The organism is Acidovorax sp. Root217 (assembly GCF_001428645.1).
Taxonomy (GTDB): Bacteria; Pseudomonadota; Gammaproteobacteria; order Burkholderiales; family Burkholderiaceae_C; genus Acidovorax.
In genome coordinates, this window is the sequence record NZ_LMIH01000041.1 from 161,498 (window position 1) to 185,008 (window position 23,511).

Sequence of the window (23,511 nt, forward strand, 5' to 3'; positions counted from 1 at the left end):
TAATTAAATATTTAGGTATTTAACTAAATATTGCTATGATGACTGCAAAGGAAATGGCCATGCGCAACACCCCGAACCCCACTGCCACCGTGTACTACAACAGCGCCTGCCCCGTGTGCGATGCCGGCATCTGTGCCATGCGGGAGCGACTGGCCGCCGATGGGGGTGTGCAATGGGTGGACGTGCACCAGCACCCCGAGGTGCTCGGTGCCCTGGGCCTGGACCTCGAAGCCGTGCGCGAACGCCTGCACGTGGCCGACGGGCAGGGGCGCATGCAGGTGGGCGCCGACGCCCTGGCCGCCACCCTGCGGCGCGTGCCGCGCTGGGGCTGGCTGGCCGCGCCGCTGCGCTGGTGGGGCCTGCGCCGCATCACCGACCTTTTCTACAACGCCTTTGCCCGCCGGCTCTACCGTTGGAACCGAGCCCAGGGCCACTGGTAAGCCAGTCGATCTTTCCGATTTTCAAAGGAGCAACACCATGGTCCACACCAATTTCGACGCCGCCGAACTCGCCAAATTCCAGCAACTGGCCGACCGCTGGTGGGATCCCGAGTCGGAATTCCGCCCGCTGCACGAGATCAACCCACTGCGCCTGCAGTGGATCGACGACGCCGTATCGCTCCCACGCAAGCGTGTGCTCGACGTGGGCTGCGGCGGTGGCATCCTGGCCGAGTCCATGGCCCGGCGCGGGGCCGATGTGCTGGGCATCGACCTGGCGGACAAGCCGCTCAAGGTGGCCACGCTGCATGCCCGCAAGACCGGGTCGAGTGTTGCCTACCGCGCCGTGTCTGCCGAGGAGCTAGCGGCCGAGCAGCCCTGCAGCTACGACGTGGTGACCTGCATGGAGATGCTGGAGCATGTGCCCGACCCGAGCCTGGTGATCGAGGCCTGTGCGCGGCTGGTCAAGCCCGGTGGCTGGGTGTTCTTCTCCACCATCAACCGCACGCCGTTCGCCTGGTTGATCGCGGTGTTCGGTGCGGAGCGCGTGCTGCGGCTGTTGCCCGTGGGCACGCACGACTGGCGCAAGTTCATCCGCCCGCACGAGCTGGTGGCCGACGCGAAGGCCGCGGGCCTCACGCTCAAGGACTCGCGCGGGCTGGGCTACAACCCGTTCACCAAGGCGTTCAGGCTGCACCGCGCGCTGCGCGTGGGCTATCTGCTGGCGATGAAGAAGGAGGGCTGAAGGGGGTCAGCCGGCAACGGCCTGCAGCGCCTTTTGCACATCGGCGGCCTGCTGCGGACGCACCAGGCGGTCCACTTCCTTGCCGTCCTTGAGGAAGACCAGGGTGGGCCAGAGCTTCACGCCGAAGGTGCGGCCCAGGCGCTGGCCGGGGCCGTCCTCGACCTTGACGTGGGCCACATCGGCACGGTCCTTCAAGGCCCCTTCGATCAGGGGCTGGGCGCGCTGGCAGTGGCCGCACCAGGGCGTGCCGAACTCGACGACAGTGGCGCCGGCCAATTGGTCCACTTCATCGCGCGAAGGGGGCTGTGAAAGGTGTTGGGCTGCGTAAGGCATGGCGATCTCGTTTCCATGAGAGGGGGGTGTTCAGTGCAGCGTAGTCCGCGTTGCCGCAGGCGTTGGGAAGTCCATGCCGCACCTGCGTGTCAGATCACGCCGTCAAATACCATGACGTCCACGGGTTCGCCCACGGCCACGTCACCCTGGCCATGGTGCAGCACGATGAGGCCGTTGGCCTGCACCATGGAGCTGAGCACACCCGAGCCCTGGTTGCCGGTGGTGCAGACCTGCAGGCTGCCATCGGGGGCGGTGCTCACGGTGCCGCGCTGGTACTCGGTGCGGCCGGGTTTCTTGCGCAGGGCCTCGGTGCTGGTGGCGCGCATGAGGGGGGCGGGCGCATGGGTGCTGCCCATCATGCGCAGCAGGGCCGGGCGCACGAAGGCCAGGAAGGTGACCATCACCGCCACCGGGTTGCCGGGCAGGCCGAACAGCACGGCGCCGCGGCCATCGGGCGTGTCGCTCGCCAAACGCCCCACGGCCATGGGGCGGCCGGGGCGCATGGCGATGCGCCAAAAGGCCACGTCGCCCAGTTGTTTCATCATGGTGCGCGTGTGGTCGGCCTCGCCCACGCTCACGCCGCCGCTGGTGATGATGGCATCGGCCTGCTGCGCCGCCTGCCGGAAGGCCGCCTCCAGCAGGGCGGGCTCGTCGCGCACCACGCCCAGGTCGATCACCTCCACGCCCAGGCGCGTGAGCAGGCCGAACACGGTATAGCGGTTGCTGTCGTACACCGCCCCTTCGCGTGGGGGCTCGCCCAGGCTCAGGATCTCGTCGCCGGTGGAAAAGTAGGCTACGCGCAGGCGGCGGTGCACCGTGACGGTGGGCAGGCCCAGGCTGGCCACCAGGCCCAGTGCGGCCGGCGTGAGCAGCTCGCCCTGCGCCAATGCCACGCTGCCCTGCACCAGGTCCTCACCTTTGAAGCGGCGGTTGTCGCCCAGGCGCAGCACGTCGGCGGCGATGGTTATGGAGCCGTCGGCGCCGGTGGTGGTGAACTCCTGCGGCACCACCGTATCGAGGCCCGGCGGCATGATGGCCCCGGTCATGATCTTCACGCACTCGCCCGTGGCCACCGTGCCTGCCCAGGCCTTGCCGGCCAGGGCCGTGCCCACGGGGCGCAGCGTGAGCGGCTGGCCCGGCACCAGTTGGGTGCCGGCCAGCGCATAGCCATCCATGGCCGAGTTGTCGTGCGGCGGCACGCTCACAGGCGAGACGACGTCGCTGGCCAGCACGCGCCCCAGCGCATCGAAGATGCCAATGGTTTCGGTGCCCTGCACCGGCTGCACCAGGCGCGCGAGGAAGGCATTGGCATCGGCAACGCTCAGGGCCTTGGGATCGTAGCCCTGCAGTTCGGCGGCAATCTGGGCAAGGGTCTTCATGGGCGGTCGGATGGTGTGCCGGCCTCCAGCGCGTGCAGCTCGGCCAGGGTGTTGGCGTTGAAGAAGGCCTGCGGGTCGTCGCCAGGGGCGTTGAAGGGCACGATGGCGCAGGCGTGCTGGCCTGTCCAGGCATCGATCTTGCGGCCGCCGGCCTGGGTGAAGGCCACCAGGCTCTCCAGCAGGTCCACGCGCAGCAGGCAGAACACGGGCTGGGGGCGCACGGCCACTTGGCCGCTGCCATCGTCCTCGGGGGCGGCGGCCATGGCGATGTCGGCACCCGCTTCGTCGGCCGCTGCGGCCAGGCGCGCCGCCAGGTCCAGCGGGAACAGGGGGGTGTCGCAGGGCACGGTCAGCATCCACGGGGTTTCGCAGCGCTCCAGCCCGGTCATGAAGCCGGCCAGCGGGCCGGCGTAGTCAGCCAGCACGTCGGGCCACACCGGCGCGCCGAATGATTCGTAGGCTGCCAGGTTGCGGTTGGCGTTGACCATGGTGGCGCCGGTCTGCATCTGCAGCCGCATCAGCGTGTGCAGCGCCAGCGGCATGCCGCGAAAGCCCTGCAGGCCCTTGTCGACCCCGCCCATGCGGGAGCCGCGGCCCCCGGCCAGCACGAGGCCGGTGATGTCCTGGATGTCGATCATGGAGAGGGGTGGCCCGGTGTGCGTTGAAGAAAAAGAAAGGGCAGCAGCGCCTGCATCACCCGCCGATATAGCTCATCTCCACCCGGCGCGGCCCAGGCGTGGCATCCGCAGGCAGGCTGCTGCGCAGCTCCGAGTAGCGGTCGCTGCGGTTTTGCCAGATGGGGGCGATGGCCGAGGCGATGGCCTCGTCGCTCGCGCCGCCGCGCAGCAAGCTGCGCAGGTCATGGCCCTGGGTGGCGAACAGGCACAGGTACAGTTGGCCTTCGGTGGACAGGCGGGCGCGGTTGCAGTCGTGGCAGAAGGCCTGGGTCACGCTGCTGATCACGCCGACCTCGCCCAGCGCCGGGTCGTGCAGGCCGCTGGCGTCGGCATAGCCCCAGCGCTCGGCGGTCTCGCCCGGGCTGGCGGGATCGAGCGGCACCAGCGGCAGGTGGGCGCGCAGGCGCTCGATGAGCTCGGCCGAGGGCAGCACCTCGTCCATGCGCCAGCCGTTGGTGGCCCCCACATCCATGTACTCGATGAAGCGCAGCGTGGTGCCCGTGCCGCGAAAGTGCCGCGCCATGGGCAGGATCTCGTGGTCATTGGTGCCGCGCTTGACCACCATGTTGACCTTGATCTGCGACAGGCCCGCTGCATGCGCGGCCTCGATGCCCGCGAGCACGTCGGCCACCGGGAAGTCCACGTCGTTCATGCGCCGGAACACCGTGTCGTCCAGGCCGTCGAGGCTCACCGTCACGCGGTTCAGGCCCGCATCCTTGAGCGCGCGGGCCTTGCGCACCAGCAGCGACCCGTTGGTGGTCAGCGTGAGGTCGGGCGCCGTGCCGTCCACCGTGCGCAGCGCGGCCAGTTGCGCCACCAGGGCTTCGAGATTCTTGCGCAGCAGGGGCTCGCCACCCGTGAGGCGGATCTTGCGCACGCCATGGGCCAGAAAGAGCTTTGCCAGCCGCGTGATCTCCTCGAAGCTGAGTAGCGCGCTGTGCGGCAGGTAGGGGTAGTCCTTGTCGAACACTTCCTTGGGCATGCAGTAGCTGCAGCGGAAGTTGCAGCGGTCCGTCACGCTGATGCGCAGGTCGCGCAAGGGGCGTCCGCGCGTGTCCACCAAGTGGCCCGTGGGCGCCTGGCCATGCAGCGGCACCACCGCCCGGAGTGCGGCGCTGCGCTGGTCCACCAGGGGGATCACACGTTCGGCCATGGGGGCATTTTGCCGCAGTTGCTGCATTGGGGATGCGGCCTCCCAACTTGCCCTTGTGGGGGCTTAGACGCAGCGGCCGCCGTCTACCTCGATGCACACGCCATTGATGAAGGACGCTTCATCACTGGCAAGGTAGAGCGCGGCGTTGGCCACGTCGAGCGCGGTGGAAAAGCGCCCCAGCGGGATGGTGGCCAGGAACTTGGCGCGGCGCGCATCGTCCACCGGGCCGCCGGCAAATTCGGCGGCCAGGCCGGTGTCGGGGTTGAACACGGGGTTGATGCAGTTCACGCGGATGTTGTCGGGGCCGAGCTCGGCCGCCATGGACTTGCTGGTGATGATCACGGCGCCCTTGGAACCGTTGTACCAGGTCAGGCCTGGGCGTGGGCGCAGGCCGGCCGTGGAGGCGATGTTGATGATGATGCCGCCTCCCACCTTGCGCAGCACCGGCACGGCGTGGATGGCCGAGAGGTAGATGCTCTTCATGTTGATGGCATAGACCTTGTCGAACTCGTCCTCGCTCACCTCCAGCATGGGGCGGTTGCGGTGCGTCCAGCCGGCGTTGTTGACCATCACGTCGAGCTGGCCGTACAGGCGCACGGCCTCATCGACCAGGGCCTTGACCTGGGCCGAATTCGTCACGTCGGCCTTGAAGAAGGCGGCCGTGCCGCCGGCCGCGGTGATCTCGGCCACCACGCGCTGGCCGCCGGCTTCGTTGATGTCGTTGACGATGACCTTGGCGCCCTCGGCCGCCAGGCGCTTGGCGATGCCTTCGCCAATGCCGTTGCCGGCGCCGGTGACGATGACGGACTTGTTCTGTGCACGCATGGAGTGTCTCCCTGTCTTTGGAAAATGGGGCGGTAAAAAAAAAGGTGTGGAACTGCTGTGGTCAGCGTTCGGCGGGCGGTGCCGCCGTGTCGGGTTTGCTGATTGCAGCGGGCACGCGGCCGTAGAACTGCGGAAAGTGCTCCTTCACGCCGTTGCCGTCGAAGGCCCAGCCCGTGCACTGGTTCAGGTGGCGCGGCGGGTCGCCATTGGCAGGCGGTGCGAACACGGCGGTGACGGACTGGAAGGCGGCGGTGGCCAGGTTGAACAGCAGCTCGCGCAGGTGGGTGCAGCTGGCCACGCCACCCAGGTGCTTCTGGATGGCCTGGCGCCAGCCGCGGGTCATGCTGCAGCCCACCATCTGCTGCAGCGCGGCCTGGGCCAGCGGGCAGTCCTTGAGCGGGTGGGCATCCATCGCCACGTCGATGGCCTGCACCACGAGCTGGCGGTCCACCGTGACGCGCAGCAGCATGTGGTGGATGGGCTCGCCCGCGCGGCGCACGCCCTCGCCACGGTGCACGGGGGCATCGTAGGCCTTGCTATCGTGCAGCTCGCCTTCGATGTCCCACAGGCCGTCGTCGCGTTCATAGCCCTGGTAGGTCACGCGCCGGACATGGCGGGCGGTGCGGGGGGCGGGGGGGCTCAGGGGCATGGAAAGAGGTCTTGCGCAAATCGGTGCCCGCCAGGTCGGCGAGCGCCGCAATCAACCGTGCTTGATCGCCACGGTCTTGAGGGTGGTGAAGCCGTACAGCGCCTCGAAGCCCTTTTCGCGCCCGTAGCCGCTGGACTTCACGCCGCCGAAGGGCAGCTCCACGCCGCCGCCGGCGCCGTAGTTGTTGATGAACACCTGGCCGCTGTGCACGCGCTTGGCCATGCGGAACTGGCGCGAGCCGTCGCGCGTCCAGATGCCGGCCACCAGGCCGAACTGCGTGGCATTGGCCAGCTCCACCGCATGGTCCTCGTCCTGGAAGGCCATGGCCGAGAGCACCGGGCCGAAGACTTCCTCCTGCGCCAGGCGGTGCTGCACCGGCACATCCCGCAGCAGCGTGGGGGCCTGGTAGAAGCCGCCTTCGGGCGACTCGTCCACCACCACGCCCTGGGCCACCATGGGGATGCCAGCGACTTGCGCGTCAGACAGAAAGTCCCACACGCGCTGCTGCTGGGTCTGGCGGATCAGCGGGCCCACATCGAGGTCCATGGCCGCGGGGCCCACGCGCAGCTGTTCAAAGGCCTTGCCCAGGCGTTCGAGCAGCGGTTCGTAGATCAGCGAGTCGATCAGCACGCGCGAGCCGGCGCTGCAGGTCTGGCCCGCGTTCTGCACGATGGCGTTGATCACCACGGGCACGGCGGCATCCAGGTCGGCATCGGCAAAGATGATCTGCGGGCTCTTGCCGCCGAGCTCCAGCGTCACCGGGCAGTGGCGCTCGGCCGCCACCTGCTGGATCAGCGTGCCGATCTTGGGGCTGCCGGTGAAGCTGATGTGGTCGATGCCCGGGTGGCGCGCCAGCGCGTCGCCCACCTCGTGGCCGTAGCCCGTGACGATGTTCAGCGCGCCGGACGGAAAGCCCACCTCGGCCGCCAGCTGCGCCACGCGGATCAGCGACAGGCAGGCGTCTTCGGCCGGCTTGACCACGCAGACGTTGCCGGCCGCCAGGGCACCGCCCACGCTGCGGCCAAAGATCTGCATCGGGTAGTTCCAGGGGATCACATGGCCCGTCACCCCATGCGGCTCGCGCCAGGTGAGCACGCTGTAGCCGTCCAGGTAGGGCAGGGTCTCGCCATGCAGCTTGTCGCAGGCACCGGCATAGAACTCGAAGTAGCGCGCCAGCGCCAGCGTGTCGGCGCGGGCCTGCTTGGTGGGCTTGCCGCAGTCGCGCTGCTCCAGCGCCGTGAGCTCGTCGGCATGCTCGAGCACCTTGGCCGACAGGCGCTGCAGCAGGCGGCCCCGGTCGGCCGGTGCCATGCGCTGCCACACTGCGTTGTAGCACTGGCGCGCCGCATGCACCGCCGCGTCGATGTCATCGGCGTTGCTGCGCTGGATCTCGTCGAAGGGCTGGCCGTCGGACGGGTCGATCACGGCAAGCGTGCGGCCCGACGAGGACGGAACAGAGGCGTTGGCGATGTAGTTCAGTTGCATGCCGCCATTTTGCCCGGAAATGCAAAGTGTTCTTAGTATTTTGCTCCCAAATGCACTTGGGTGATAACCCGTGTGTGCTGGGCGCTATTGATTCAGTAGCAAGTGGCGCGCAGGGCCGCCAGGTCCAGGATCTCCACCTCGCCGCGGTGCACGCGCACCAGGGCGCGGCCCTCCAGGTCCTTGAGGATCTGATTGGTGGTCTGGCGCGAAATGGCCAGCATCAGCGACAGCTGCTCCTGGGATATGCCGATCACCCGGCGCGACTGGCCCTCGGCCGTCCACTGGCCGTAGCCCTCGGCCATCATCACCAGGCGGCGCGCCAGGCGCTGGCCGGCAGGCAGCAGGGCCAGTTCCTCGATGGCCACGAAGGCGGTGCGCAGCTTGTCGGTGAGCAAGAGGGCCAGCGCATGCCAGTGCTGAGGGTGGGCGGTGAGCCAGGCCTGCAGAGGGTCGTGCGGTATCTGCAGCAGGGTGCTGGCTTCGGCCGCGTGGGCATCGTGCGTGCGGGCCGAATTGTCGAACACCGAGATCTCGCCGAACCAGTGCGGGGGCTCCAGCCGCGTGAGCATGGCGGCGCGCGCTTCGTCGGCCCGCCCGCCCGTGCCCGAAATGCTGATCGCGCCGCGCACCACGGCATACAGCCCGCAGGGCGCATCGCCGCGCAGAAAGAGCACCTCGCCCGGCGCCAGCTGGCGCAGGTGGGCCATGGCCAGCAGGGGCTGGGCGAAGTCGGGCGGCAGGTGGGCAAACCAGCGGCCGGACTGGAGCACGGGAAGGTAGGCGGCGGGGTCGGTCATGCAGTCGGGTAAGGCTGGGTTTGTGTCGGCTCCCCGACAGACGGGGGGCGGGCGCCGCACGAGTATGGATGCTGCTTACAACAACAACCAGGAGACACCCATGAAAACCCTGATCGACCACCTGGCCCAGTACGCCGACTACCACCGCGACCCGCGCAACATCCACACCCATTTCGTGGGGGTGCCGATGATCATGTTCGCCGTGGTGATCCTGCTCTCGCGCCCCGTCTGGCTGCTGGGTGGTGTGCCTGTGGGGCCGGCGCTGGTGGCAGCCATCGCGGCCAGTGTCTTCTACTTCCGGCTCGATACGCGCTTTGGCCTGGTGATGGCAGCGCTGCAGGCCGCCATGCTGGCCGGCGGCCAATGGCTGGCGCTGCAAGGCACCACGCTGTGGCTGGCCACGGGCCTGGGCCTGTTCGCCGTGGGCTGGGTGATCCAGTTCGTGGGCCACTACTACGAGGGCCGCAAGCCCGCCTTCGTGGACGACCTGGCAGGCCTGATCGTGGGGCCGCTCTTCGTGGTGGCCGAGTTGGGCTTTCTGATGGGCCTGCGCAAGGAAGTGCAGCACGCCATCGAGCAGCGCAGCGGCCCGGTGCGCCTGCGCACGGGCCCGACTGCAGCGGCCTGAACCGGCGCATCTCCCCCTCTCTCCTCGTTCATCGACTTTTGCCCACGGCACCGCATGGCGGTGCCGTGGGCTTTGCCACAGGAGCGCGGCCAGCCCCTGGCCGCGTGAGCGCACCATGAGTTTCATTTCCATCCTGCCCACGCTGCTGTTCATTGCGCTGGGCCTCGTCATGTTCGGCCTGGGCCTGTCGCTCACCGTGGCGGACTTCAAGCGCCTGCTGCAGTACCCGCGCGCTGTGCTGCTGGCCCTGGTGCTGCAGGTGCTGGTGCTGCCGGCGGCCTGCTACGGCCTCATCGTGCTGCTGGGCGTGCCGCCGCTGTATGCCGTGGGGCTGATGCTGCTGGCGGCATCGCCGGGCGGCGTGTCGGCCAATCTGTTCAGCCACCTGTTCGGCGGCAACGTGGCGATGAACATCTCGCTCACGGCCATCAACACGGTGCTGTCCATCGTGAGCCTGCCGCTCATCACCAACTGGGCCATCGCCACCTTCGCCAAAACGGGCCAGGTGGTGCCGCTGCAGTTCGGCAAGGTGCTGGAGGTGATCGTGATCGTGCTCATCCCTGTGGTCGTGGGCATGTGGGTGCACCGGCGCGCCCCGGCCTTCAGCGCGCGCATGGAAAAGCCGATGAAGATCTTCAGCGCCGTGGTGCTCGCGTCGTTCGCGCTGATTGCCATTGCCAAGGAATGGGCGGCGCTGTCGGCATCGTTTGCCGACATCGGCCCGGCCGTGCTGCTGTTCAATGCGCTGAGCCTGGGTGCCGGCTACTTCCTGCCGCGCGCGGTGGGCATGGACAAGTCCATGGCCACGGCCATCGGCTTCGAGATCGGCATCCACAACTCCACGCTGGCGATCTTCATCGCGCTGTCGGTGCTCAACAACTTCCAGCTCGCGCTGCCAGCCGCCATCTACTCGGTCAGCATGTACATCATGGCGCCGCTGTTCGGCATGCTGGTGCTGCGCAGGCCGGGGCAGAACACCCCGGGCTCATAACCTGCTTTCCACGCTGTTGCGCATGGCGGCCTGCGCCACGGCGTCCAGAGCGACATCCACCACGGGCTGCTGGCTGAGCACCTGCAGGCTGCCTTGCTGGATGCACCGGTCGAGCAGCCGCAGCGTCATCGATTGGGTGCGCCCGGAGGCGTTGGTAAAGAGGAAGAAGGTGCCCTGCGAGCCGACCCAGGACAGCTGGGTGCGCTCCCACTGGCCTGCCACCAGCAGGTTCACCCAACTGCCGACGGCCAGTGCAGGTCGGGTGGGTCCATCCACCGGGGTGGGCTCGGGCGGGGGCTCCAGGGTCCCGGGCTGGGAAGGCTGCAAGTCGTCCATGAAGCCGGAATCCTGGGCTTCCGATGGCGCAAGCCAGGGTTCCTCGTCCTCTTGCGTGAGCAGGGTTGGCGCCGGCTGCCCTGCAGGCTTGGGCCCGCCGTGGAAGGCCTGCTGGTGCAATTGCATCAACTGCGCGAAGACGGCTTCGGTCCTGTCAGCGGGGTAGTCGATCAATGCGAGGCCTTCGCGCAGGCGAGGCAGCAGTTGGGGGATCAGGCGCGCGAGCTCACCGGTGTTCGTGCGGGTCAGTTCGGGCTGCGCGCTCCAGACCAAGGCGCCCACCAGCTCCTGGTAGCGGCCCGGATCGGCGCTGCCGGTCCTGTCGGTCAGGCGCGCCTGGGCCATGACCTGGGCCCAGGGGCCGAGCAGGAAGTGGGCAATCTCGCCGGGGATGTTGTCGATCTGGGGCAGCAACCGGATCTCGCCGGACAACCTGGCCGCCAGAAGGTGGCGCTGCTCCGCGTGCTCCAGCGCCTCGATGGCGCGCAGGCGCTCCTGTTCGCGCACCTGCTCGCCGTCTGCCCATTGCGCGTGCAACTGCTGGCGGACCTGCTCGAAGTCGTCGGCCCCTTCGATGGTGGCCGAGGCCAGCGGGCCGGCAATGTCCATGAGGGAGCGCATGAAGCGCTTGAAGCCGGGTGCCTCGGCCCCGTTGAAAGCCATGCTGTGGTCGGTGATGTCCTGCAGCAGGCGGCGCGCGGGGTGCTCCTTGTTGCTGAAGAACCGAGGGTCGGCCAACGCCAACTGCATCAGGGCGGGTTCCAGGGCGCGCACGAACTGCTGCACAGGCCACAGCAGCCGGCTGTCGCGCGCGATGTTGTCCACCATCAGCGCGACCACCTCCATGCCCAGGGCGTCTCCCAGCCCCGCGGCGCGCCGCTGCCCTGGGCCGTCGCCCGGCTGGGCGCGCTGGCTGCCCAGGCGCTCCATCATCTGGCCGACCTGGTTCATCTCCTGCAGCGCCTCGAAGGCGGCGGGCACGGTCATGGCGAAATCCGTGGCGGGCGGGTCGATCTGCGGAAGCTGTACCGGGCTGTCGAACTCGCGTGCAAAACGTTCGGCGAAGGGTTCATCGTCCGGCGCGGCCGCCGGGGACTGCTGCGGCACGGGTTGCTCACTGAACTCGCCGAGCAGCAGGCGGCGCAGCCGGTCGAGCGTGAGCAGCGGGTCGCCGGAGCCTGCGGGTACGGACATGTCTGTTTCGTCACCGAACCCGGGGGCTGCTGCGCCGTTGCCCGGCGCGACGTACACATACTCGCCGTCGGCCTGGCGCATGGCGTAGCCCACGGGCCGCACACCGCCTTGCTTGAGCAGATCGATCTGCGCGAGGTAGAGGCCCTTGAGCTCCGTGCCCAGGGCCTTGGCCATGTGCGCCATCCAGTCGTTTCGCACCTGCGCGGTGGCCTGCATCTGCGACACCACGGCCTGCAGTGCCTGCAGGAAGACTTCCGGGCGCAGGGGGTTGTGCTCGGGCTGCACCCTCGGCAGTCCCTGTGCTGCGCACACCAGGGCGTCGAGGTCGGCCAGCGGCCCCTCCACGGCAGAAGCCAGCACCTGCCTGGCGCGGGCGCGCTCGACGCTTTCGGTGATCTGCGACTCGTCCATCAGTTCGAGCTGGTCGAAATGGATGGTGAACAGGGAGCGCGAGGGCTTTTCCTCCCCTGGCGCGGTGGTCTGCTGTTCAAGCGCCTTGCGCAGCGCGCCAGGGTAGCGCTCGCCCATCACGGAGGTGAGCCGCATCAGCTGCTGCTGCGCTTCGAGCATGCCCTGGTGCTCGCCCGGGGTGCGGGCCTGGTCCTGGCGCAGTTGCAAAGACATGCGCGTCGCCTCGGCAACGCGCTCCATCAGCTGCCTGGAATCCGCCAGCACGCCATCGACGATGCGCTGGTAGTGCGGGGCGTTGCCGCCGAAAGAGGCAGGGTCAGGCGGTGCGGAGTGTTTCAAGGCCATCTTCTCTGGAAATACCGGAATGGCTGTGATGGTACGCGGGGTTGCTGCCCAGGTGCTGAAGATCGTCAGCCAGATTGAACAGGCCCAGGCCGCCCCGGTCGTGTCCAGGCCAGCAGCGCCACCGTGCACGCGGTGCACAGCGCCACCAGGGCGCACAGCTGGGGCAATGCCGCCGACAGCGGCGCGCCCAGCTGGTTGAGCCGCAGCGAGGCCTGCACGCCCGAGGTGCTGGGCAGCAGCCAGCGCAGCCACTGCAGCGGCTCGGGCAGGGCCTCCACGGGCCACGAGAAGCCGGCCATGAAGGCGATCGGCAGGGTGGTGAACAGCAGTACTTGCAGCGCGCGCTCGCGGTTGCCCACCCACAGGCCGATCAGCGCGCCCAGGGCCGCGATGGCGGGCACGTAGCAGGCCAGCAGCACCAGGGCACCCAGCGGGTTGCCGCCGCGCGGGTAGTCGTGCAGCACAAAGATCCAGCCGAAGTAGAACAGGCCGCTGACCCAGCCCAGCGTGCACAGCGCCAGCAGCCGGCCCAGCCAGGTGCTGGGCCGCGCCCGGTGCCGGCCGGCCTCCACCCAGGTGCCGGTGAGCATGGCCGCACCCATGAGCAGCGTCTGCTGCAGGATCAGCAGGGCCACGGCGGGCACGACGAAGCTGCCGTAGCCCTCGGTCGGGTTGAACAGCGCCACCATCTGCAACTGCACCGGGTTGCGGCTGGCCGCGGCCTGCTGCGCGCTCTGGCCCGCAGCCTGCAGCTTGCGGATCTCGATGCCGGCGGACACGGTGCCCACGGCCTCGGCAAAGCCGTACTGCACGGCCTTATTGAGCAGCGCATAGGCGCCATTGCCTTCGACGCGGACCAGGGCCTCCTCGCCGCGCACCACGCTGCGCTTGAGGTTGGCGGGGATCAGCGCATAGCCCTCCACCTCGCCGCGCCACAGCGCTTCTTGCGCCTCGCGTTCGCTGGCGGTCACCAGGCGCACCTCGATGCGCGGGTCGGCCTCGGCAAAGCGCGTGATCTGTCGCGACAGGCTGCTGCGGTCCATGTCCACCACGGCCACGGGCACACGGGTGAGCACCTCGTCGGCATAGAACCAGGGGTAGAAGAAGCCATAGAGCACGGGCGCGGCCACGAGCAGCAGCAGCACGCCCTTGTCGCGGCTGATGGTGGCCAGGGCCTGCAGCCAGGCGCTCCAGAGGGTCGAGGGTTCGGCAGAGGTTTCGTACCGTTTGTCCATCACCGTCCTCCCCAGCTCTCTGGCTTCTTGCGTGCCAGTTGCAAGGCCAGCGTGCACGCCAGCAGCAGCACGGCAGTGGCCGCCATCAGCGCCGCCACGGTGGAAACACTGGTGCGCAGCGGTGCGCCCATCTGCAACTGCTCGATTTGCAGGCGGATGTAGTGGGTGTAGGGCATGGCCTCGGCCCAGGCGCGTGCGCTGGCCGGCATGCCCGCCAGCGGAAAGGCCACGCCGCTGAAAGCAAACGCCGGTGCCGCGAAGAAGCCGGCGCCCGACAGTGCCGTGCGCAGCGAGCGCGTGATGCCCGCCAGCGCCGCACCGGCGGCCAGCGACACGGCCATCAACAGCGCCAGCCCCGCAGCCACCCATGCCAGGTTGCCCGGCGGGTGCCAGCCGCGCCCCCAGGTGATGCCCGTCAGCGCCAGCAGCGCCACCAGCGTCAGCGAGGCCCAGGGCAGGGCGAGCTTGCCCACCAGGGCCGCACCCGTGCGCAGCACCCCACCGCCCGCACCCAGCCATTCGCCCAGCGTGCGGTCGCGCAACTCGCGGCCCACGGCCCAGGCGCCGGCCGTCATGGCCAGGATGTGCAGCAGCGCCGGGATCAGCGCCGCGCCCAGAAACTGCTCGTAGTTGGTGGACACGTTGAACAGCGCCAGCAATTGCGTGTGGATGGGCTCCATGTTCACGCGCACGGCTTGCGCCGGTTCGCCGCGCTTGTTGCGCGCCGCCATCTCGATGCCGGCCGACAGCGTGCCCACCACGGCGCGCACGTCGCGTTGCAGCACGCCCGAATGCGTGCCCAGCTGCGCGTTGTGCAGCAGCGTGACCTGGGCCGTGCGGCCCTCCTTCACGGTGCGCGCGAAGTCGCGCGGGAGGGTGACCACGGCATACACCTCCACGCTGCGCAGCGCGCGCTCGGCCTCGGCCGAGTTGGCGTAGTGCTGCACCACCTGCAGGCCGGGCGTGGCGTCGAGCATGCGCACCACCTGGCGCGACAGGGCCGAGTGGTCGTCGTCCAGCACGCCCACGGGCAAGTGGCGTGGCAGGCCGGCCGAGAAGATCCAGCCCATGAGCAGCACGGCCAGCAGCGGCACCCAGGTGACCATGGCCAGGTCCCAGGGGCTGGCAAGCAGGCGCCGCGCCTCGCGGCGAAAGCTGTGGACCAGGGGATTCATGGCGTGGTCAAGGGGCAGGGCGTTGCGCGCCAGCTCATTGCACCAGCACCGTCATGCCGGGGCGGGCGCCTTCGATGGGAGAGGCCGGGCGGGCGCGCACTTCGAAGGTGCGCACGTCGAATCCCTGGCCGGCGCGCGTGGCGCGCCAGGTGGCGAAGTCGGGCAGGGCGGCTGTGTGGCAGACCTTGAAGCGCACGGGCTTGCCGGCGCTGCCTGCACGACCCAGGGCGGGCAGCGTGGCCTCGAACTCCTGGCCGATGGCAAAGCGCTGCAGGCGGTCTTCCCGCACGTTCAGCACCACCCACTGGTCGGCCAGGTCCACCACCGTGACCACGGCCACGCCCTGGGGCGACAGCTCGCCCGTGCGGGCCAGCACCTTGGCCACTTCGCCTGCCACGGGGCTCTTGAGCTCGGTCTCTGCCTGGGCGGCCTTGACCTCGGCGACCACGCCGGCCACCTGGCGCGCCTGGGCGCTGGCGGCGGATCGGTCCTCGGGCCGGGCGCCGGCACGGGCCAGCTCGTACTGGGCCTTGGCGGCCAGGGCCTGGTCGCGCGCGGCCTTGTGGTTGGCCTCGGCCTCGTCGCGCTTCTGTGCGGCCACCAGGCCTTCGCGGGCCAGGCCGTCCACGCGGCGGTAGGACGATTCGGCCAGGTCGGCCGCCGTCACGGCGCGCTGCCAGGCCAGGCGGGCCATCTCCACCTCCTGCGGGCGGGCGCCGTGCGCGGCCTTGTCGGCCACGGCCTGGGCCGCTTCCTGCGCGGCGGTGGCTTGCGCCAGCTTGGCCTGCACCTCAGGGCTGTCCATGCGGATCAGCGGGGCGCCCACGGCGATCTGGTCGCCTTCCTTGACCAGGATCTGCGCGATGCGCGCCGTGACCTTGGGCGCGATGTCGGCCTCGCGGGCCTCCATCTGCCCCTGGAACACCTCGGGTGCCGGCTGCGAGGCCTTCCACAGCCCGAAACCGACGAAGCCGCCCACGGCCACCAGGGCCACGGCGCCCAGCACCGCAGCTTTCTTGCTGCCCTTGCCGTTGTTCTTGTTGCTGTCGCTCATGTTCATTCCACCTTCACATCGGCACGTGCCATGTATTTGCCAAATTCATCGGAGAGGCCGGAGCTTTCGAGCAGCTCGGCCAGGGCCTTCACGTAGTCGTGGGCGGCCTGGGCCCGTTCGGTCTGCGCCTTGGCCTGGTTGACCTGGGCGTCGATCAGGTCCAGCGTGGTGCTGGTGCCTGCCCGCAGGCCCGAGGTGCGCAGGCGCAGCACCTCGTCGGCCACCTCCAGTCCTGGCTGCATGCCGAAATAGGCGCGCCGCGCCTGCTCCAGCGCCTGCCAGCGCTTTTCCACCAACAGGGCAATGTCGTTCTGCGCCTGGGCGCCGCTGCGCTCTGCCTGCTCGATCTGGCGCGAGGACGACGCGGCCAGCGCATCGCGGTCGATGGAGTCCCACAGCGTGAAGCGCACGCCGATGCCGGCCACCCAGTCGGCATCCCTGCCGCTCTTGAGCTGACGCTGGCCGAAGGCGAAGACCTGCGGCTTGCGCAAAGCCTCCTGCGCCGCATGCAGTTGCTCGGCCTGGCCCTTCTTGGCGGCCACCTTGGCCAGGCCCGGGTGGCGCTGTAGCGCGGCATCGACGAAGTGGGGCAGGGGCTCCACCGGCTGGCCGAGCACGAAGAGCGGGCTGGTGGGGGTCACGCGCTCGCTGGCCTTCACCGTGCGGGTCAGGGCGGTGGCGGCCAGATCGGCATCGTCGCGGGCCTTGCGCGCGTTGCGGCGCGCCTCCTCCAGCGCGGCACGGGCCTGCAGGCGCTCCACGCGGGCGATCACGCCGGCGTCCAGCATCTTCTGCGCGGCGGCGTCGTGCTGCTCTATGGTGGCCAGGGCCGATTCGCGCAGCCGGGCGGCATGCTCGGCGAGCTGGGCCCCGAAATAGCGCTGCACCAGCACGGTGGCGACCTCGTGGCCGGTCTTGTCGGCATCGGCCTGTACCTCGGCGGCCTGCGCCTCCACCAGCCCGCGCGCGGCATCGCCGGCACCGCCCATGTAGATCGGCCAGATGCCCGAGACCGAGGTGCTGGTGTCCGTCTTGTGGCGGTTCAAGGTGTAGCTGGCCGGCAGGTGCGGCAACTGGGCCAGCGAGCCCGCCAGTTGCGGCGGCAGCTGCTGCAGCACGCCGGGCAGGGCCTGGTTCACGGGGTTGAGGTCCAGGTCCAGGTTGGCGTTGTAGGCGTACGCGGCGCCGCTGAGCGAGACCACCGGGCCGCCCAGCCGTGCCAGGGCCTGGCGGCGCAGTTGGGCGCTTTCCACCGCGTTGCGCGATGCGGCGAGCTGGTCGGAGCGTGCCGTGAGCTGCTCCAGTGCGGCCTGGAAGGCCATGGGTTCGGCCTGGGCCGGCAGCTGCATGGCGAGTGCGGCCAGCAGGGCGGCGGCCCGCAGTGTGGAAATACGCAGGAAAGGGAGGGGCTGGCCGGCCGCCGCATGCGGCCGGTGAGAGGGGCTCTGGGTCATGGTCTAAGGGGTGTTCGTGCTCAGCGTGCGCCCACGGGGATGTAGGCCTCGCGGTGGTCTGCCAGCCAGCGCTCGGAGAGGTCGCTGCCCTGCTGGCTGGGGTGGAAATCGCGCCGCAGGTAGTCGCGCCAGGGACGCCAGGTCTCGCGCACCAGGCCTCCTTGGCCGAACAGGGTGCGCGCCGCGCTGGCCCAGGTGCGCCAGCGCCACAGCGTGCCATCGCGGCGCAGGTTGCCCACGGTCTGGCGCAGCACGTCGCCCAGGAACACCAGGGTGATGCGCCGGAACCAGGTGATGCGCCAGGCATGGTCGCCGTCCAGCGCCTGGTAGATGTCGAAAGCCGTGCTCTTGTGCTCGGCCTCTTCGGCGCAGTGCCATTGCCACATCGTGGCCAGGCGCGGGTCGGCGCCCGCGAGGACCTCTGGGTGGCCCAGCAGCCACTCGGCCAGCAGGGCGGTGAAATGCTCGTTGGCCGCGGTCACCGCCAGCGGATGGCGTGGGTCGGCGCCCTCGAAGAGCTTCATGCGCTCGGCCGCGCGCGGGGCCCAGGTGTTGACCAGGCCCTGCGTGTCGAGGTGGCCGTTGAACAGCGCGTGGATGCGCCGGTGCGTGGCCTCCTGCCCGATGAAGCCGCGCACCTCTTCTGCGTACAGCGCCTGCCGGTCGGCGGGCAGGGCCTTGTGGCCATTGCGCACCGCGTCGATGAAGAACTGCTCGCCCACGGGAAAGCTCATGGACAGCGCATTGAAGAGCGCCGTGCGAAAGGCATCGCCGCCGCACCAGTGGCGCGCAAAAGGCGCTTCCAGGTCGATGAGCAGGCGGCGTACGACGAGTTCGGTCATGGCAGGCTCCAAGGGATGAAAGGTTTTGGTACTGTTTGGTACCAGTTGTGTATCATGCGTGGTGAGTGTGGTACTGTCAAGTACCTTCTCGGAATCTCACCGCGCCATGACCATGACCGCCGCCAGCCCATCCACATCCACCGTGCACCGCTCCCGCCTGCTGGAGGGCATGGCACGCGCCGTGGCCGTGCGCGGCTATGCCGACACCACCATCGCCGACATCGTGCGCGAGGCCAGCGTCTCGCGCCGCACCTTCTACGAGAACTTCGCCGACAAGGCCGAATGCCTGATAGCGCTGTACGAGGTCGCCAGCGGCAACGCCATCACGGTGCTGCGCAACGCCATCGATCCGCACAGCGACTGGCAGGCCCAGGTGGAGCAGGCCATGGGTGCCTACTTCGGCGTGCTCGAGCGCAACCCGGTGCTGCTGCGCACGCTGTTCTTGGAGATGCTGGGCCTGGGCGCGCCGGGCCTGGCCGCACGCCGCCGCGCCAACCAGCAACTGGCCGACCTGATGCTCGACGTGGTGAACAACCGCCCGGGCGAGCGCCTGCGCAAGGCCCCGCTCCAGCCCATGATGGCCATGGCCGTGGTGGGCGGCATCAACGAGATGGTGCTGCAGTCCATCGAGCAGGGGCGCGCCAACGACCTGCAGGAGCTGGTGGAGCCGGCCGCGATGCTGCTGCGCGCGGCGATCTCGGCGGAGTTCTGAGCGCTTCTCAGACCTCGTTGGCGATCTCGACCAGGTTCTCGTCCGGATCGTAGATATAGACCGAGCGCAGGCGGTGCTGTGCGCCCGTGGCGCCCACGGGCCCCTGCACCACGGCCACGCCCTCGGCGGCCAGATGCACAAGGACTTCGTCGAGCGGAGTGCGCGTGAGAAAACACAGGTCGCCCGAGCCTGCCGTGGCGTGGCGGACATTCGGGTCCACCACCGCGCCCACCTCGTGCAAGTTGATCTTCTGTTGGCCGAAATGCAGTGCGTAGCGCCCGGGCTTGAACTCGCGCGCCACCATGCCCAGCACGCGTTCGTAGAAGGCGATGGTGGCCGGGATGCTGGCGACGGTCAGGACCACATGGTCCAGCGATTGCACGGTGATGGGCATGGCAGTGCGGTGGGATGGCATGGAAAAAGAAAAGGCCCGCCGAAGCGGGCCGTGGCTGCAAGGCGGATGCCGCAGCGTATCAGCTCCCGTGGAATCGCACCACCAGCGGCACGATCAGCAGCGCCACGATGTTGATGATCTTGATCAGCGGGTTGATGGCCGGGCCGGCTGTGTCCTTGTAGGGGTCGCCCACGGTGTCGCCGGTCACGGCGGCCTTGTGCGCCTCGCTGCCCTTGCCGCCGTGGTGGCCGTCCTCGATGTACTTCTTGGCATTGTCCCAGGCGCCGCCGCCCGTGCACATGGAGATGGCCACGAACAGCCCGGTGACGATGGTGCCCATGAGCAGGCCGCCGAGCGCCTTGGGCCCCAGGAGCAGGCCCACCACGATGGGCACCACCACGGGCAGCAGGCTGGGGATCACCATTTCCTTGATGGCGGCGGTGGTCAGCATGTCAACCGCCTTGCCGTACTCGGGCTTGCCGGTGCCGTCCATGATGCCGGGGATGGTGCTGAACTGGCGGCGCACCTCTACCACCACGGCACCGGCCGCGCGGCCCACGGCCTCCATGGCCATGGCGCCGAACAGGTAAGGGATCAGCCCGCCGATGAACAGGCCGACGATGACCAGCGGGTCCGACAGGTCGAAGCTGATGGCTTTGCCATAGCTCTCCAGCTTGTGCGTGTAGTCGGCAAACAGAACCAACGCCGCCAGGCCCGCCGAGCCGATGGCATAGCCCTTGGTCACTGCCTTGGTGGTGTTGCCCACGGCGTCCAGCGGGTCGGTGACGTCGCGCACGCTGCTGGGCAACTCGGCCATCTCGGCAATGCCGCCGGCGTTGTCGGTGATGGGACCGTAGGCGTCCAGGGCCACCACGATGCCCGCCATGCTGAGCATGGACGTGGCCGCCACGGCAATGCCGTAGAGCCCGGCGAGCTGGTAGGACGCCAGGATGGCCAGGCACACGAAGAGCACCGGCCAGGCCGTGGAGCGCATCGAGACCCCCAGGCCGGCGATGATGTTCGTGCCGTGGCCGGTGGTGGAGGCCTGTGCGATGTGCTGAACGGGCGAATACTGCGTGCCGGTGTAGAACTCGGTGATCCAGACCAGCGCGGCCGTGAGCACCAGCCCCGTGGCGCAGGCGCCGAACAGGCGCATCTGGCTGCCGCTGGCGCGGATGGCGTTGTCCGGCATGATCCACATGGTGACGAAGTAGAACGCGATCAGCGACAGAATGCCCGCGATCGCCAGGCCCTTGTACAGGGCGGGCATCACGTTCTTCATGCCCGGCGATGCCTTCACAAAGAAGCATCCGATGATCGATGCCACGATGGACACGGCGCCCAGCGCCAGCGGGTACACCGCGGCATTGACCGGCGCGGCCACCACCATCAGCGCGCCCAGCACCATGGTGGCGATCAGCGTCACGGCATAGGTCTCGAACAGGTCGGCCGCCATGCCGGCGCAGTCACCCACGTTGTCGCCCACGTTGTCGGCGATCACGGCGGGGTTGCGCGGGTCGTCTTCAGGGATGCCGGCCTCCACCTTGCCCACCAGGTCGGCGCCCACGTCGGCGCCCTTGGTGAAGATGCCGCCACCCAGGCGCGCAAAGATCGAGATCAGCGAGGAGCCGAAGGCAAAGCCGATCAGCGGGTTGAGGGCCTCGGCCAGCATGGGACCCGAGGTGATGCCCCGCGACAGCGCCCAGAAAAAGCCCGTCACGCCCAGCAGGCCCAGGCCCACGACCAGCATGCCGGTGATGGCACCGCCGCGAAACGCGACGTCCAGCGCGGGGCCGATGCCTTGCGTGGCCGCCTGCGCGGTGCGCACGTTGGCGCGCACCGAGACGTTCATGCCGATGAAACCGCAGGCGCCCGAGAGAAAGGCCCCCAGCACGAAGCCGAGCGCGGAGGTCAGGTCCAGAAAGGCACCGATGAGAATCGCCAGCACCACGCCGACGATGGCGATGGTCTTGTACTGGCGGGCCAGGTACGCCGCAGCACCTGCCTGTATGGCGGCGGCAATCTCCTGCATGCGCGCGTTGCCCGCATCCTTGGCAAGAATCCACCCACGGGCCCAGATGCCGTAGGCCACCGCAATCAATCCGCAAACCACTGCCAGTATCAGAGGGGACGTCAGCGCTGAGTTGTCAGCCATGCATTTCTCCTTGGTTTTTTCAGTTGCACGGAAGGAAACACAACGCAGGTCGGTGGTGCTTCCGCTGCGTTGCTTCCTCGTGCTCCTGTGGGAAGAACCTGCTCAAAATCGGGAGCAGCTTCTCAAGGAGTCGATTGGCCAACAGGCCCAATTTACAGGCAAACGCCGGTTTGCAAGCGGGCAGAAAGGGGCATGCGCCTAAAATCAGGGTTAATCCCGACGCTCTTGGTCCTGACCGGGCTCGCGGGTTATCGTTTCAAACCACACTCCACAGACATGTCCCTGAACCACGTACCCCCTGGCAAGAACGCCCCTGACGCTTTCAACGTCGTCATCGAGATCCCGATGAACGCCGACCCGATCAAGTACGAAGTGGACAAGGAATCGGGCGCGATCTTCGTGGACCGCTTCATGACCACGGCCATGCACTACCCCACCAACTACGGCTATGTGCCGCAGACGCTGTCGGGCGACGGCGACCCGGTGGACGTGCTGGTGATCACCCCCTACCCGCTGTTCCCCGGCGTGGTCGTGCCTTGCCGCCCCATCGGCATCCTGATGATGGAAGACGAAGCCGGCGTGGACGGCAAGGTGCTGGCCGTGCCCACCGACAAGGTGCTGCCCATCTACACCCACTGGCAGAAGGTGGAAGACGTGAACCCGATGCGCCTGAAGGCCATCAGCCATTTCTTTGAGCACTACAAGGACCTGGAAGCCGGCAAGTGGGTCAAGGTGCTGGGCTGGGAAGGCCTGGACGCCGCCAAGAAGGAAATCATGGACGGCATCGCCAGCTTCAAGGCCAAGAACAGCCAGGCCTGAGCACCGGCTGCCTTGCCGGCGCCCCGCTGACCAAAGAGCATGCATGCCCTCGCGGGCTGCATGCTTTTTTCATGGAAACCCCGCACTGTGCAGTGCCCCGGCCGTTGCTAGACTGCGCAAAGCCAGGGTGTCGGTGCGCAATCCTGCGCCCGCCCTGGCACGAATGGCCGTGGCCAAGGGGTGCTATGAAGATTTCCGACGTGCGTATCGGGCTCAAGCTGGGGATCGGGTTCTTTGCGCTGGTGCTGCTCACGGCCCTGCTGGGCGCGGTCTCGCTGTTCCAGCTCTCACGCATCCACCACAACGCGCAGGAGATCGCCAGCAACCTGCTGCCCAGCGTGGGCTACACGGGCGAGCTCAGGGTGTTGATGAACCGCATGCGGCGCTCCGAGGCCGGCCTGACCACCGCACGCAGCAAGGCTGAAGTCCAGGCCTTCGCCGAGCAGATGAACGCGCGCGCCAAGGACCTGGAGCGTGTGGAGGCGCAGTACGAACCGTTGGTCAGTGCGGGCGAGGAGCGTGAGGCCTTCCAGACCTTTCGCACGCGCAAGGTCGCTTACTACAAGCTCCAGGCCAACCTGGTGGAGGTCGCCAAGGGGGTGGACTTCAGCTCCAGTGAAACCATGGAACTGAGCTCCGACGCCCTGTCCGGGCTGTTTGCCGGTGAATCCGAAACCGCCTTCGTGGCCGCCGCTGAAACCCTGGGCCAGTTGCAGAAGATCAACTCCGCCATGGCCGACAAGGAGCAGGAGGAGGTGCAATCGGTCTTCCAGGCTGCCCGGGTCTGGGTGCTGGGCACGCTGGCCGCCTGCGTGGCGCTTGCGGTCGTGCTGGGCGTGTCCATCACGCGCTCGGTCACGCGCCCCGCGGGCCAGGCCGTGGGCGCTGCGCGCGCCATTGCCGAAGGTGATCTCACGGCGGCCATGCCGGCCCATGGCAAGGATGAAATGGGCCAGTTGCTGTCGGCGTTGGAGGACATGCGCGCCAACCTGGCCCGCGTGGTTACCGGCGTGCGCGGCAACGCCGAAAGCGTGGCCTCGGCCAGCGCGCAGATTGCCTCGGGCAACAACGACCTGTCGGCGCGCACCGAGCAGCAGGCCTCGGCACTGGAAGAGACGGCCGCCTCGATGGAAGAGCTTGGCTCCACCGTGCGCCAGAACGCAGACAACGCACGCCAGGCCAACCAGCTCGCGCTGAGCGCCTCCACCGTGGCCGTACAGGGTGGCGACGTGGTGGCCGAAGTGGTCGAGACCATGAAAGGCATCAACGCCAGCAGCAGCAAGATC

The 23,511-nt window shown here is 68.6% G+C and carries 23 protein-coding genes; 7 read left to right on the forward strand and 16 right to left on the reverse strand.

Translation table 11 applies throughout. From position 1 onward, the window contains the following. Nucleotides 1–59: 59 nt before the first annotated feature. Both ASE31_RS27225 and ubiG read left to right on the forward strand, forming a co-directional pair. On the forward strand, nucleotides 60–440 hold the full coding sequence (locus ASE31_RS27225) for a thiol-disulfide oxidoreductase DCC family protein (protein WP_082604408.1): 381 nt from the start codon (nucleotides 60–62) through the stop codon (nucleotides 438–440). 37 nt (nucleotides 441–477) lie between these two features. Beyond that, nucleotides 478–1,182 carry a bifunctional 2-polyprenyl-6-hydroxyphenol methylase/3-demethylubiquinol 3-O-methyltransferase UbiG gene (gene ubiG / locus ASE31_RS27230; protein WP_057205735.1) on the forward strand — a complete coding sequence of 235 codons (705 nt, stop codon included), beginning with the start codon at nucleotides 478–480 and terminating at the stop codon, nucleotides 1,180–1,182. A gap of 6 nt (nucleotides 1,183–1,188) precedes the next feature. On the opposite strand, the gene ASE31_RS27235 is transcribed toward ubiG, so the two are convergent. The 8 genes from ASE31_RS27235 to ASE31_RS27270 all read right to left on the reverse strand — a co-directional run bounded on the left by ASE31_RS27235 (nucleotide 1,189) and on the right by ASE31_RS27270 (nucleotide 8,480). Then, on the reverse strand, nucleotides 1,189–1,515 hold the full coding sequence (locus ASE31_RS27235) for a thioredoxin family protein (protein WP_057205737.1): 327 nt from the start codon (nucleotides 1,513–1,515) through the stop codon (nucleotides 1,189–1,191). A gap of 89 nt (nucleotides 1,516–1,604) precedes the next feature. Beyond that, on the reverse strand, nucleotides 1,605–2,894 hold the full coding sequence (gene glp / locus ASE31_RS27240; RefSeq protein WP_057205739.1) for a gephyrin-like molybdotransferase Glp: 1,290 nt from the start codon (nucleotides 2,892–2,894) through the stop codon (nucleotides 1,605–1,607). After that, entirely contained in the window at nucleotides 2,891–3,532 is a 642-nt protein-coding gene (mobA, locus tag ASE31_RS27245) for a molybdenum cofactor guanylyltransferase MobA (RefSeq protein WP_057205741.1), read from the reverse strand. The genes glp and mobA overlap by 4 nt, the downstream gene beginning before the upstream one ends. A 55-nt stretch (nucleotides 3,533–3,587) precedes the next feature. After that, on the reverse strand, nucleotides 3,588–4,724 hold the full coding sequence (gene moaA, locus ASE31_RS27250; protein WP_057205743.1) for a GTP 3',8-cyclase MoaA: 1,137 nt from the start codon (nucleotides 4,722–4,724) through the stop codon (nucleotides 3,588–3,590). 63 nt (nucleotides 4,725–4,787) lie between these two features. After that, nucleotides 4,788–5,549 (reverse strand): SDR family oxidoreductase, encoded by a 762-nt coding sequence (locus ASE31_RS27255; protein WP_057205746.1) that lies wholly within the window; start codon nucleotides 5,547–5,549, stop codon nucleotides 4,788–4,790. A gap of 61 nt (nucleotides 5,550–5,610) precedes the next feature. After that, nucleotides 5,611–6,198: a DUF2889 domain-containing protein gene (locus tag ASE31_RS27260; RefSeq protein WP_057205747.1), complete on the reverse strand. Its 588-nt coding sequence runs from the start codon at nucleotides 6,196–6,198 to the stop codon at nucleotides 5,611–5,613. Between the two features lie 51 nt (nucleotides 6,199–6,249). After that, complete coding sequence (locus ASE31_RS27265; protein WP_057205750.1) at nucleotides 6,250–7,683, reverse strand: aldehyde dehydrogenase family protein; 1,434 nt, start codon at nucleotides 7,681–7,683, stop codon at nucleotides 6,250–6,252. A gap of 92 nt (nucleotides 7,684–7,775) precedes the next feature. After that, nucleotides 7,776–8,480 (reverse strand): Crp/Fnr family transcriptional regulator, encoded by a 705-nt coding sequence (locus ASE31_RS27270; protein WP_057205752.1) that lies wholly within the window; start codon nucleotides 8,478–8,480, stop codon nucleotides 7,776–7,778. Nucleotides 8,481–8,580: 100 nt separating this feature from the next. Between ASE31_RS27270 and ASE31_RS27275 the strand changes: the two genes are divergently transcribed. Together ASE31_RS27275 and ASE31_RS27280 are read left to right on the forward strand one after the other, a co-directional pair. After that, nucleotides 8,581–9,108 carry a DUF962 domain-containing protein gene (locus tag ASE31_RS27275; RefSeq protein ID WP_057205755.1) on the forward strand — a complete coding sequence of 176 codons (528 nt, stop codon included), beginning with the start codon at nucleotides 8,581–8,583 and terminating at the stop codon, nucleotides 9,106–9,108. Between the two features lie 115 nt (nucleotides 9,109–9,223). Beyond that, on the forward strand, nucleotides 9,224–10,099 hold the full coding sequence (locus ASE31_RS27280; RefSeq protein WP_057205757.1) for a bile acid:sodium symporter family protein: 876 nt from the start codon (nucleotides 9,224–9,226) through the stop codon (nucleotides 10,097–10,099). On the opposite strand, the gene ASE31_RS27285 is transcribed toward ASE31_RS27280, so the two are convergent. The 6 genes from ASE31_RS27285 to ASE31_RS27310 form a co-directional block, all read right to left on the reverse strand. Next, nucleotides 10,094–12,385, reverse strand: a complete 2,292-nt coding sequence (locus tag ASE31_RS27285) for a DUF1631 family protein (protein WP_057206208.1) — start codon at nucleotides 12,383–12,385, stop codon at nucleotides 10,094–10,096. The two genes, ASE31_RS27280 and ASE31_RS27285, sit on opposite strands and share 6 nt — an antisense overlap. Before the next feature lie 65 nt (nucleotides 12,386–12,450). Then, nucleotides 12,451–13,620 carry an ABC transporter permease gene (locus ASE31_RS27290; RefSeq protein ID WP_057205759.1) on the reverse strand — a complete coding sequence of 390 codons (1,170 nt, stop codon included), beginning with the start codon at nucleotides 13,618–13,620 and terminating at the stop codon, nucleotides 12,451–12,453. Next, entirely contained in the window at nucleotides 13,620–14,795 is a 1,176-nt protein-coding gene (locus tag ASE31_RS27295) for an ABC transporter permease (protein ID WP_057205761.1), read from the reverse strand. The genes ASE31_RS27290 and ASE31_RS27295 overlap by 1 nt, the downstream gene beginning before the upstream one ends. A 34-nt stretch (nucleotides 14,796–14,829) precedes the next feature. Next, nucleotides 14,830–15,849, reverse strand: a complete 1,020-nt coding sequence (locus tag ASE31_RS27300) for an HlyD family secretion protein (RefSeq protein ID WP_057205763.1) — start codon at nucleotides 15,847–15,849, stop codon at nucleotides 14,830–14,832. Nucleotides 15,850–15,851: 2 nt separating this feature from the next. Beyond that, the gene (locus ASE31_RS27305) at nucleotides 15,852–17,303 is read right to left on the reverse strand and encodes a TolC family protein (protein WP_057205765.1); all 1,452 of its coding nucleotides are present in this window, start codon (nucleotides 17,301–17,303) and stop codon (nucleotides 15,852–15,854) included. Between the two features lie 20 nt (nucleotides 17,304–17,323). Beyond that, nucleotides 17,324–18,145 (reverse strand): metal-dependent hydrolase, encoded by an 822-nt coding sequence (locus ASE31_RS27310; RefSeq protein WP_057205767.1) that lies wholly within the window; start codon nucleotides 18,143–18,145, stop codon nucleotides 17,324–17,326. Nucleotides 18,146–18,251: 106 nt separating this feature from the next. On the opposite strand from ASE31_RS27310, the gene ASE31_RS27315 reads away from it, so the two are divergent. Continuing rightward, a complete protein-coding gene (locus ASE31_RS27315; RefSeq protein ID WP_200961173.1) occupies nucleotides 18,252–18,857 on the forward strand; it encodes a TetR/AcrR family transcriptional regulator in 606 nt (201 codons plus the stop codon). 7 nt (nucleotides 18,858–18,864) lie between these two features. Here the strand turns inward: ASE31_RS27315 and ASE31_RS27320 are convergent, their stop codons facing one another. Together ASE31_RS27320 and ASE31_RS27325 are read right to left on the reverse strand one after the other, a co-directional pair. Beyond that, the gene (locus ASE31_RS27320; RefSeq protein WP_369819504.1) at nucleotides 18,865–19,272 is read right to left on the reverse strand and encodes a VOC family protein; all 408 of its coding nucleotides are present in this window, start codon (nucleotides 19,270–19,272) and stop codon (nucleotides 18,865–18,867) included. Between the two features lie 58 nt (nucleotides 19,273–19,330). Then, entirely contained in the window at nucleotides 19,331–21,406 is a 2,076-nt protein-coding gene (locus ASE31_RS27325; protein WP_057205774.1) for a sodium-translocating pyrophosphatase, read from the reverse strand. A gap of 276 nt (nucleotides 21,407–21,682) precedes the next feature. Between ASE31_RS27325 and ppa the strand changes: the two genes are divergently transcribed. Next, a complete protein-coding gene (gene ppa, locus ASE31_RS27330) occupies nucleotides 21,683–22,225 on the forward strand; it encodes an inorganic diphosphatase (RefSeq protein WP_057205776.1) in 543 nt (180 codons plus the stop codon). A 185-nt stretch (nucleotides 22,226–22,410) separates the two neighbouring features. Continuing rightward, nucleotides 22,411–23,511 (forward strand): MCP four helix bundle domain-containing protein (locus ASE31_RS27335; RefSeq protein WP_162261444.1); only part of this gene is annotated, 1,101 nt, incomplete at its 3' end.